The organism is Desulfobotulus sp. (assembly GCF_034006065.1).
GTDB lineage: Bacteria > Desulfobacterota > Desulfobacteria > Desulfobacterales > ASO4-4 > Desulfobotulus.
In genome coordinates, this window is record NZ_JAVETM010000065.1 from 1 (window position 1) to 10,805 (window position 10,805).

A 10,805-nucleotide genomic window follows, 5' to 3' on the forward strand; every position below is an offset into this window, starting at 1 on the left:
CCCCTTCTTGGTGCCACGATCATTGCGGTACTGGCTTTTTTTCCCATTTACATGGCTCCCTCCAATACAGGGGAATATTGTGCCAGCCTCTTTCAGGTGGTGGTCATTGCTTTATTGGCAAGCTGGGTGCTGGCCATTACCCAGACCCCTGCCTTTTGCCACCAGTTTTTAAAAACGCCTGCCCCTGCATCACTGAAAAACGGGGAGACAGAGACCCCTGAGCCCAGGGGATACAGACTCTACAGAAAATTTCTTTTTTTCTGCCTCCGCCACCGTTTCCTGACCCTGATCACCATGACGGGGGTTCTCCTGTCCTCCCTTGTGGCCTTCCAGCATGTGCCCCAGAATTTTTTTGCCGACTCTGACCGAGACATGTTCATGATAGACTTCTGGATGCCCGATGGCACCCGCACCGAAACGCTTGCCCATGAAATGGGGCGTCTGGAACAGCACCTCACCACCCTACCGGAGATTGAAAGCTTTGCGGGTTTCATCGGCTCCGGACCCGTTCGGTACGAAGCTTCCCAGAATCCCGAACCCGCCACGGAACACTATGGTCACTTTCTTGTTCAGGTGAAGGATTACAGGGAAATTCCCGCAATCCGGACAAATTTATACACATGGTTCAACGAGAACATTGCGGATGCTGCACCCAGAATCCGGCTATATCGCTCCGGCCCACCCGTTGATTTCAAGGTGGAAGCCCGCTTTACGGGGCCTGACCCGGCCATTCTCAGGGATCTGGCTGATCAGGCAAAAGGTATCATGGAAGCCCACCCCAATGCCTATGATGTGCGGGACGACTGGCGCAACCGGGTTCCGGTTTTATCCTCTTCCTTCAATCAGACAGAAGGCCGCATGACGGGCGTGGAGCGGTCGGATCTCGGAGCCTCCATGCTCCGCCGCACGGACGGAGAACCCATGGGTGGCTTCCGGGACGGAAATGACATCCTGCCCATTCTCTTAAAAACCATCGCCTCTCCGGATGCTTCTCTGGAAGGCATCCCGGTATGGGGCAGGGACACAGAGTCCCGCCCCCTGCGTCAGGTGACAGAGGAGATGACCATTCAGTGGGAAAATCCTGTGATTCGCAGAATTGACCGCACAAGGGCCATTAAGGCCCAGTGCGACCCCATGGATATCACCGGAGAAAGCCTGAGAAAGGACATCGCACCGGCCATCGAGGCCATCCCACTTCCTCCCGGCTACAGACTGGAATGGGCGGGGGACTACGACCTGTCCGTCAAAGGGCAGGAAAGCACCAACAAGTATCTGCCCTTATCCCTTTTTCTCATGGCCTGTATCCTTGTGCTGCTCTTCGGGCAGCTCCGGCCCCTTCTGATCATCATGCTGACCCTTCCCCTTTCCGTCATCGGAATTGCCTTCGGTCTTCTTGTAACCCAGGAAACTTTCGGTTTTCTTGCCATACTCGGCGCATATAGCCTCATTGGCATGCTCATCAAGAACGCCGTGGTGCTTCTGGATCAGATTCAGCTGGAAATGGCCGCAGGCAAAGCACCCCTTCTGGCAGTGATGGATGCCTCCCTGAGCCGCCTCAGACCCGTGACCATGGCTGCCCTCACCACCATTCTGGGTATGATCCCCCTTTTGTCGGACCCCCTGTTCAGTTCCATGGCCGTTACCATCATGTCCGGCCTTCTGGTTGCAACGGTTTTAACCCTCATGGTGGTTCCGGTACTGTTTACGCTGCTGTACCGCATTGAAATCCCGTAGCCGAAAGGTCATATGCTTTTGTTTTCAAGGACATTTTTCCTTACCGGCCATCGTTTCTTTCCTGAAGCGGAAAAGCCGTCTACAGGTTTTTTCCTCCCCTCTCCCACCGGGAGAAGGGCCGGGGGGGAGGGAGCATTCGGGCAGCATCCGCCCCGGAAACAGCCTGAAACCCTCTTCCAGTCATTCAATAACCCAAAGGGCAGAAAAAATGGTTTCTGCCACGCCAAAGGATCCAATATGAAAATGATTCAGACAGGGGCCGTCCTGATCCTGCTCTCCCTGCTTCTTCCGGGGATGGCGACCGCCAGCAGCTACGACCTTGGCCGGATTATGGAAGCCTCCCTTTCCAATCGGGATATTCTACGAATGTATGAGATTTCCCGCCGTCAGGCCGAAGAAGGGGTGCGGGAAAGCCGGGCCGCTTTCATGCCCGGCGTGGATGCCAGCTACACGGCCAATCGTCTTGAAGACAGCACCCTATTTGAAAATGAGGAGAATGCTTCCTGGAAAATCGCCGCTCGCTGGAATCTTTTTGCGGGTTTCGGGGATCGGGCCACTCTGGATACGGCGAGAAGGAAGGTGGAAGTACAAGAGGCCCTCATGGAGGGGTTGCGACAGGATGTGCGTCTGGAAACGGCCTTGGCCTTTCTCGGTGTGTATCAGGCACTGGCCGAAAGGGAAGTGGCAGACAGCACACGCAAGCTGTACCAAAAAGAGTATGAGCAGGCCGGAACCCGCCATGGGGTAGGGGTGATCCGAAGGGCGGATTATCTCAAAATCAAGGTGGTTCTGGATGACGCGGAACAGGCGTGGACAAGGGCGGATGCTGCTGTGAACAAAGCCATGAACCAGCTTTCCCGCACATCGGGCCTTATCCTCACCCTTTCGGATCTGGATTTTTCAGACTTTCAGAACCTGCCCCGGCTGGAGGATGTCCGCCTTCTTTCAGAACAGATGCGGCAGCGCCACAGCGAGCTGAAAATTCTGGATCTGACGAAAGCCATGGCGGAAGACAGCGTGCGGGTGGCCCAAAGTGCCTATCTGCCCAGAGCGGATCTCGCCCTTTCCCATGGGCAGTCCGCTGATAACTACCAAATTTCCGACAATGTGGAAGATGAAACCCGGCTGACCCTTTCCTTGTCCGTGAATCTCTTTGACGGCATGAGAAAACCGGCTCTGGTCCAGAAAAGCCGCCTTGAGACCCGCCGCATTGAACACGAAAGGCGAGAAACTCTCAATAATCTGGATGTGCAGCTCAAAAACCTGCTTCTGGATGCAGAAGTTGCTGAAAATAACCTCCGTGTGGCTGAGGCCGGTATGGATGAGGCCGAAGAACATCTCAGGGTTACGGAGTACAGCTACAGGGAAGGGGTATCCACCACCACAGATCTTCTGGATGCCATTGCCTACCTTTCCAGGGCCTGGGCGAACCGCATCACAGCCCGGACCGCCTGTCAGGAAACCACCCTCCGGGTGCACCATCTCGTGGCGGGGCTTGGGCAAGAATAACGGAAGGCTTGCCCTTTCATGGGATTCAATGCATCCGGAAAGGCCTATCCCCTTCGCGTTTCTTCAATGAAAAAAGCGCGAAGGGGAGAATTGAGGAGAAGCGGATTTCTTTGCCATATGGTTCCGCTGCGCTCTTACCTGTTCTCCACCTTCCCGTACAGAAGACTCAGAAGATGTCCCCCTTCGATATCCGCTGTCCAGCAGGAGACACCTGCCACATCCTTTCCGTGAACCCGCATCCCTCCCGGCAGAATTTCAAGCTTTTTCAGGGGCAGATGAAAACCCTGGCCCACAAGCTTGAGCCCGGCCTCCTTTAAAGTCCAGTGCCGGAGAATCTCCCGCTCCGGCTTTCCGGAAAGAAAGGCCCATTCCTCTTCGGAAAAAGCCATGCGCCTTAAAGCTTCCGTGTCCCGCTTTCTGTCCGGCTCCAGATCCAGACCCAGCCTCCCCCCTTTTTCAAGGACCATGCCCGCCACGGCCAGATCGCCGCCATGGCTGATGGAAAGGGCATATTCGGGAAAATCCGGCAGAAAAGGAACCCCTTTTTCCGTATTCTCCACGGCTATGCCAGCTCCTGTTCTGGTATCTCCCAGAAAGGTCCGCACCAGCTCTTTCACAGCCATGCGACCGCAGAGCCACTCCATCTGCCTCTTGGCAACGGCAAAACCATGAAAACGGGCTTTTTCTTTTTCCGAAAACCCCTTAGGAAAGTGCTCTTCAGAAAGAAAAAGGGCTTTTTTCGTTTTAAGTGTATCCCAACTTCCCTCTTCGGGAAAAAGCCTTGTCAACACTTCCGGAATAGAGATGAGATAGAGGGCCACGGGAATGGTTTCAAGCTGGAAGGGAAAAGAAGAGAAGCGCAGAAGAGGTGGATCGGCTTGCCAAAAATTTCCGGATTTCATAGGCTGTATTCTTCTTATGACAGGTTCAGGGTGGGAAGGGAGGCTTTTGCCGTAACAGTCAGCTTTGTCAAGGGATGCTGGCCTGTGGATACATGGCCAACCCAGGCCTTTGCGTCAAGGTAAAACGCGTTTTTTTCCTGCATACCCCCCTGCCGTTTTTCTGGAGCATGAAAAAAAGGGCCTGTCAGGTTCTGGGTCCGAAGGTTTTTTCGCGGTGCGGGTTCAGACAGTAACCGCTATCGTCTGGACGCCCAGATCACGTGAAAAAGTCTGTTTGATATGGCGTATCCAAAACTGAAAACAGGAGAAAGCCCATGGTATTCAGAAAAAAACATTCGTTAAAAAAATTCAGGCCGGAATTTTTCTGTCTGCTCTTCGCTCTTTTGATCCTGTCTTGCAGCGGCGGTTCCCCCGAGCCATATCTGTCTTTGAAAACGGCAGAACTGGCCGTGGAGGAAGCACTGGAAAAGGACAGGGATGCGGTATTCTCCATTGCTCTTTTTTCTGAAGAGGAAATTCTCTGGACCCTTTCAAAGGGAATGGCGGATCCTGAAAAGAAAATTCCTGTGAACAGTGAGACCCTGTTTGCCATCGGTTCCGTGAGCAAGGTTTTTACGGCTGCGGCTGTGATGAAGCTTGCTGATGCGGGACGGCTGGATCCGGATGCTCCTGTAGGCCACTATCTGCCTGATTTTGTGATGGCTTCGCCGGAATATGAGGAAATGACTGTGGCCATGCTTCTGGATCATGGCTCAGGCCTGAGCGGTTCCCATTACAGGGGAGGATTTACGGATACGCCCTGGGCGGCTTATCGGCCTGAAGCTTATGAAAGCATACGCCAGAGCCGCCTGAAACATCGGCCAGGGTACATGCATGTTTACTGCAATGATGGCTTCACTGTGGCCGAGCTTGTGGTGGAAGCGGTGACAGGCATGGCTTTTACCGCTTATGTGGAAAAAGAGCTTCTTGCGCCTTTGGGGATGGATAAAAGCCGCTATACGCTCAGGGCTTTTCCTGAAGGTTCCTATGCCGCCTCTGTGATAGGGGGAACTGCCCTCCCCATGGAAAGTGTTAACCTCCATGGGGCCGGAGGACTGTATTCCACGGTTTCTGACTTAAGCCGCTTTGCAGCCATGATCATGGCAAGGGGGCTTGTGAACGGAAAACCTTTTTTTTCTTCCGAGGCCCTGCAAAAGATGGAGCAGAACCGGACAAAAAATACCTTCAGGCTTGTGGATACGGACTATCTGGCCTTTGGCCTCGGCTGGGATAATGTGGCCCATCCCGGCCCCGGTAGTCTCGGCATCCGGGCCTTGACCAAAAACGGAGGCACCTCTTCCTATCGTTCCGAGTTCTGGGTGTTGCCGGAAGAAAAACTGGGGCTGGCCATTTTGTCCGCCAATGCAGCCCAGGCTTCTCTGGGGGCTATGGCTGAAAAGATCATTCTGACAGGTCTTGTGGAAAAAGGCCGTCTTTCCCGTCTGCCCGAAAAAAAGGCGGCCTCTGGGATACAGCCCCTTACGCCAGAAGAAGGTCTGATGGACGCCATTGCAGGTCCGTATGCCAATTACAGCAATGTTTTCAGGGTTAAAGCGCTTTCAGCAGACAGCATAGACGTGGAGATCAGAGCTGGCAGTGAATGGAAAACCTATCTTGGAGGCCTGCGTTACCATGAGGATGGCTGGTTTGTTTCAGATCCGCATGGCAGCCCTGCAATCGGGTTTCAGGAGGCGGATTCCAGGCGGTATATGGTGATCAGAAGTGATGCGGGATATTATTCCACAGAAATCCCCCTGGCGGAGCAGCTGAAAAAAGAGATTCTGCCTTCGGAAGCCTGGCGGAAAAGGACTGGCAGAACCTGGTTGGCTGCGGATGAGCCAGGTTTTTTCTATTTCTTTTATTATGGTCTGTCTCCCGCATATCGCCTTGAAATGCTGGAAGAGCTGCCTGGCTATGTTTTTGCTGTGGGCAATGGGGCATGGCAGCCTCTGATGCCGGATCAGGCGGGACATCGGGCGGATATGAGCCTTCTGATTCCCATGGCCCTGGGCAGGGACCTGTCTGATCTGGAGATGGTGTACCGAAACGGTGAAGAATGGTTCAGATATGCGGGCACTCTCTATCGCCCACTGGATTCCCTTGAATCTCTGCAAAAGGGCGGACAGACTTCCCTGCGCGTGACAGAAGAGGGCATGACTCGCTGGATTCGTCTGGAAACGGAGGCCAAGGAGAGTTTTCTTTCCATTGATCTTGCAGATACCGGGCGGTGGCGGCTTTTTGATCAGATCTTTGAGCAACAGGATATGGGAGACGGTCCGGCGGATATTGCGCTCGACCCCGGAAGAGGGCCGTATTATCTGGGTTTTTATGCGGAAAGTGGAAAAATCATGGGCTTAAGCCTGCGCTAAGCGGAATCGTTCTGCAAGACCTGCCCAATCTACCCAAAGACAGCTCTGGAGCTGACTTCCTGCTTCATGGAGGCTGCCCTGAGAAAACGTCAGGGATTTTAATAGGTTGGCCGTACCGTGTATGGCGTGGCCATTGGGGAGAAGCCCCCTCATATCCGGTGAAGGTAAGCTTTGCGGAGAGGCGTGAACCATGAAATCAGATCCAAAGAAAGGCTTAAAGCATGGACTCTGTGGAAGAATACCGCATTGAAATTCCTGAAAACGGACATCTCTATGCGAAAAAATGGCTCCCGGAAAAATGCCTTTTTCCCATTCCCCTTGTCCTGCTCCATGACTCTCTGGGGTGCGTGGCGCTGTGGCGGGATTTTCCGGAAATCCTTGCAGATCGTCTTTCCTGCCCCGTCATTGCCTATGATCGCCATGGATTCGGACGTTCTTCCGCCCGCCAGAAAAGCCCTTCGCTGAATTTCATTGAAGAGGAGGCCACCCATTATTTTCCCCTGTTGAAATCGGCTTTCTGCCTTTCAGACTATCTTCTTCTCGGCCACAGCGTGGGAGGAGCCATGGCCATTGCCATTGCAGCCCAGGACAAAGAATGTCGGGCTGTGGTGACCCTGGCCTCCCAGGCTTTTGTGGAGGATCGCACACGAAAGGGCATTGAAGCGGCCATGGAAGCCTTTAAAAAACCAGGGCAGCCTGAACGCCTTGCCAAATGGCATGGCAGCAAGGCGGCATGGGTGTTCAGGGCCTGGACCGATGTGTGGCTTTCTGAAGAATTCAGAAGCTGGAGTCTCGCCCCGTACATTGGCAAGGTGTTCTGCCCTGTGCTGGCTATCCATGGCGATCAGGATGAGTACGGCTCCAGGGCTTTTCCTGAGTTTATTGCGAAAAAGAGCGGAGGGATTTCCAAGATGCGGATTCTTCCTGCCTGCGGTCATATGCCCCACAGGGAAAAGACCTGGGAAGTTCTTGATGCGGTGGCATCCTTTGTTTCGGGCCACAGGTCTGAAGTCCCTGAAAAAGAGCAACTGATTCCCCGCAAAGGCAATTTCAAAAAGCTGATCACCTACAGAAAAGCAGAGGCAATCTATGATATAACCTACTACTTTTGCACAAATTTTCTAAGGCGCGGAGACCGCACCATCGATCAGATGGTGCAGGCAGCCCGTTCCGGAAAACAGAATATTGCAGAAGGCTCAGCGGCATCTGCCACATCCGGGGAAATGGAAATCAAGCTCATCAATGTTGCCAAAGCAAGCCTTCAGGAGCTGCTCATGGACTATGAGGATTTTCTGAGAACCCGCGGGCATCGGCAGTGGGAAGACGATTCCGTGGAGCTGGCAGCCATGCGAAAGCTGGGACGCAGCCACAACGACAGTGCTTTTTTCATGCAGATGGTAAAAACAAGGCCGCCCGAAACCATTGCCAACATGGCCATTGTACTCATCAAACAGAACGACTACCTGCTTTTCAGGCAGCTCAAAGCCCTTGAGGAAGCCTTTCTGAAGGAAGGTGGCATGCGGGAGAGGATGACACGCATGCGGCTGCAAGCCCGTCGCAATGGTGGGGGCAGGTCTAAGACAGGAGATGCGCATTTAAAATGAAAAGGGGCGGGTTTTACGGTGTGCCGGGCCTGCCCCCTTTTTTTTACTGCTAAGGTCCTTAAGGTCTTTAGGGTCCTTAAGGTCCTTAAAGACCCAAAGAACCTTAAAGCCCTTACCCTACGAAACCTTCTTCACCCCAAAGGCCTCCACCTCCCCTTCCAGGGAGAACCCCGCCGCCGCAGGAATACGGATCATCTGAAAATCCTCCACCCGCACCATGAGGCGGCCGTTGGCATCCACAAGGGCCATGTCAAAGAGATCCGTCTTTTCCAGTTCCGCCTTTTTCTCCGTCACGCAGACATAGGCCGTGCGGGCTTCGGGCATGTCAAAAATCCGCATGCGGCTGAACGAAGAGGGCAGCACAGGCGTGCCTTTTCCCAGCATGTTGAACAGGCCTCCGGTCTGGAACATGGCATCCAGCAGCACCACAGGGATTCTGAAATCCGGCCCCTTGACACCGGCAAAGAAAAAGCCCTGCCCCGGATCCCGCATCAGGGTAACAAGCTGCCTGCCGTCAAAGCCCGCCACGGACTCAATGCTGCGGAAGACCCCGTCCATGAAAAGCCGCGTGGGCCGGTAGATGAGATCCCCGAGGCTGCCCTTGTGGCGCAGGCCCGGCAGATCGGGAATGGCCATGAGCTGCACGCCGGGCCGCAGATCCGCGGTCTGCACCCTGCCCGTATAGTGCAGGGTTTCCGTGCTTTCCGAAGAACCGGGCCGTGTGAAGGAAGAGAGCATTTCTACAGTCACGCTATCCGCTTCAGGACCTTTGGCCCGGATTTCCAGCCGTTTGGGACGGTTTTTTAAGAGCTTGATCCCATAGGGAATGGAAAATTCCTCGATTTCCGTCACATAGCGCCTGCCGCTCACCTGAAGGGCCGCCTCGGCCAGGGTTTCAAGGCCCGTGGCTCCGAGAAAAAGGGGAACGCCGTCCAGGCTGTGATCTTTGAGGAAAAGATCCCGCTCCAGGGTCAGGGTACGGACAAAGCGGGCCGTTTTGCCATCCGGCTCCAGCCCTGCATCCAGAAAGGCATCCAGCACCGGCCCCTGACCGGCAAGGGGCAACAGGCCATCGGGATCAAAGGCCCGGTCTTTGCCCGTGAACACGGCCTCGCAGGGTTCGGGGCTGCGGCACTCCCCAAGGAAGAAGCGGATTCCCGCATCTAAGGGCAGGAAGGTGAGGCCCCGGCTTTCCAGAACAGTTTTCACCGAGCCCCGTGTGGCCATGCCCGTGCCTTCCCAGGCTGTCCAGGCCAGCACCTTGGTGACGCAGTGGGGCCGCTTCACCTGTTCCGCCAGCACCATCTTGCCCAGCATGTCGTTGGCTGCGGTGTAGTCACACTGACCGGCATTGCCAAAGCGGGCCGTGACCGAGGAAAAGGCGAAAATAGCCTTCAGATCATGGCCGGAGAAGGCTGCCAGCAGATGGGCCATGCCCCTGACCTTGGGCGTGAAGACCCGGAGGAAGGAATCCAGAGTTTTCTTGTCAAAGACCTGGGATTCCTCCACACCGGCCCCGTGGATGATGGCATCCACCTCCGGGAAGCTTTCGGCCAGTTTCTGAACGGCGGCAGCATCCGTCACGTCCGCAGACACATAGCGTACGGAAACGCCCTTTTCCTCCAGAAGACGAAGACGCTCCGCCGTGCGGTGCAGGCCCTGCATGCGTTCTGCGGTTTTTTTCAGGTGCAGGGGAGACAGCCCCGGCATCTTCTCCGCCAGACGGGCCATGAGATCCTTTAAGGAAAGCCCTGCCGTATCCGGAGTGAGATCCTTTAAATCCGAACGGCCCACAAGGATAAAGGCCACATCCTTTTCTTCCTCCGCAAGGGCCTTCACCATCTCAAAGGTGATGCCCCCTGCCCCGCCGGTGACAAGGACGGTGCAGCCGGAAAGGATGTTCTTCTGCCCCTGAGTCTTTTTTTCAAGGAGGGTGGGCAGGAAGCGGGTTTCTCCCACAAAGCCCGTTTCCACCCGGCCATCGCCGGTGAGGAGTTCCTTCACAAAGCGGCTGGCCATGGAGGGGGCATCAAAGCGCCTGTCCCCGAAATCCGTAACCTTGATGCGGGTATGGGGGAATTCCCGGGCAAGGCTCTTCAGAAAACCGGAAAAGGCCGCCTGCACCGGATCCGGACGCATCTCGCCTTCCCGGATGCCCATGGCCGTGGGAAAGATCACGGACTGGAAGGCGGGCATGGCAATGAAGGCTCCCTGCCGGTTTAAAGACTCCCGCAGGGCATGGATGGCGGTAAAGAGGGCGGCGGGCATGCGCTCACGGCCTTCTGGCACCTCCGTATTCAAGGGGTGGAGCAGCACAAGGCCGCAGAGATCCGGATGCTCTTTGGCAATTTCCCCAAAGAGCAGGGCGCTTTTTTCCGCATCCCGGTCTTCAAGGAGATAATCGCCCCTGTCCCGGCCTGCGGTGAGAATCACGGCACCGGCGGCTTCAAGGGCTTCCACTACCGGTGCGGCAAGGCCCTGATCGTCTAAGGTCACCAGCACCTTGCGGCCGGAAATGCCAAAACGGGGGCCTGCTTCCGCAGGAGCTTTGCGTACATCCGGCACAAAACGGAAAAGTCCTTTTTCACTGTGGCCGGGGTCTGCCGGAAGAAGAGAAGACTCGTCTTCGCTTCCGGGAGATTCCGCAA

6 protein-coding genes are annotated in these 10,805 nt (G+C 55.2%); 4 read left to right on the forward strand and 2 right to left on the reverse strand.

Annotation, left to right across the window (positions count from 1 at the left end; translation table 11 throughout):
• Positions 1-1,734: efflux RND transporter permease subunit (locus RBR60_RS15110; protein ID WP_320358298.1), on the forward strand; the 1,734-nt coding region annotated here is incomplete at its 5' end.
• 237 nt (positions 1,735-1,971) lie between these two features.
• Positions 1,972-3,243 (forward strand): TolC family protein, encoded by a 1,272-nt coding sequence (locus RBR60_RS15115; protein WP_320358300.1) that lies wholly within the window; start codon positions 1,972-1,974, stop codon positions 3,241-3,243.
• Between the two features lie 134 nt (positions 3,244-3,377).
• Here the strand turns inward: RBR60_RS15115 and RBR60_RS15120 are convergent, their stop codons facing one another.
• Positions 3,378-4,145, reverse strand: coding sequence for a 4'-phosphopantetheinyl transferase family protein (locus RBR60_RS15120; protein ID WP_320358302.1), 768 nt, complete (start codon positions 4,143-4,145; stop codon positions 3,378-3,380).
• Positions 4,146-4,459: 314 nt separating this feature from the next.
• Here RBR60_RS15120 and RBR60_RS15125 point away from each other — a divergent pair, with 314 nt between their 5' ends.
• Together RBR60_RS15125 and RBR60_RS15130 are read left to right on the forward strand one after the other, a co-directional pair.
• Positions 4,460-6,553, forward strand: coding sequence for a serine hydrolase domain-containing protein (locus RBR60_RS15125; RefSeq protein ID WP_320358304.1), 2,094 nt, complete (start codon positions 4,460-4,462; stop codon positions 6,551-6,553).
• 221 nt (positions 6,554-6,774) lie between these two features.
• Positions 6,775-8,157, forward strand: coding sequence for a four helix bundle suffix domain-containing protein (locus tag RBR60_RS15130; protein ID WP_320358306.1), 1,383 nt, complete (start codon positions 6,775-6,777; stop codon positions 8,155-8,157).
• Between the two features lie 117 nt (positions 8,158-8,274).
• Here RBR60_RS15130 and RBR60_RS15135 read toward each other — a convergent pair.
• Positions 8,275-10,805, reverse strand: a 2,531-nt coding sequence (locus RBR60_RS15135; RefSeq protein WP_320358308.1) for an SDR family NAD(P)-dependent oxidoreductase, incomplete at its 5' end; no start/stop codon positions are given.

Excerpts from the sequence above, each read along its gene's own strand:
- RBR60_RS15115 (WP_320358300.1), top strand. The coding sequence starts at position 1,972 with ATGAAAATGATTCAGACAGGGGCCGTCCTGATCCTGCTCTCCCTGCTT.
- RBR60_RS15120 (WP_320358302.1), bottom strand. The coding sequence starts at position 4,145 with ATGAAATCCGGAAATTTTTGGCAAGCCGATCCACCTCTTCTGCGCTTC.
- RBR60_RS15125 (WP_320358304.1), top strand. The coding sequence starts at position 4,460 with ATGGTATTCAGAAAAAAACATTCGTTAAAAAAATTCAGGCCGGAATTT.
- RBR60_RS15130 (WP_320358306.1), top strand. The coding sequence starts at position 6,775 with ATGGACTCTGTGGAAGAATACCGCATTGAAATTCCTGAAAACGGACAT.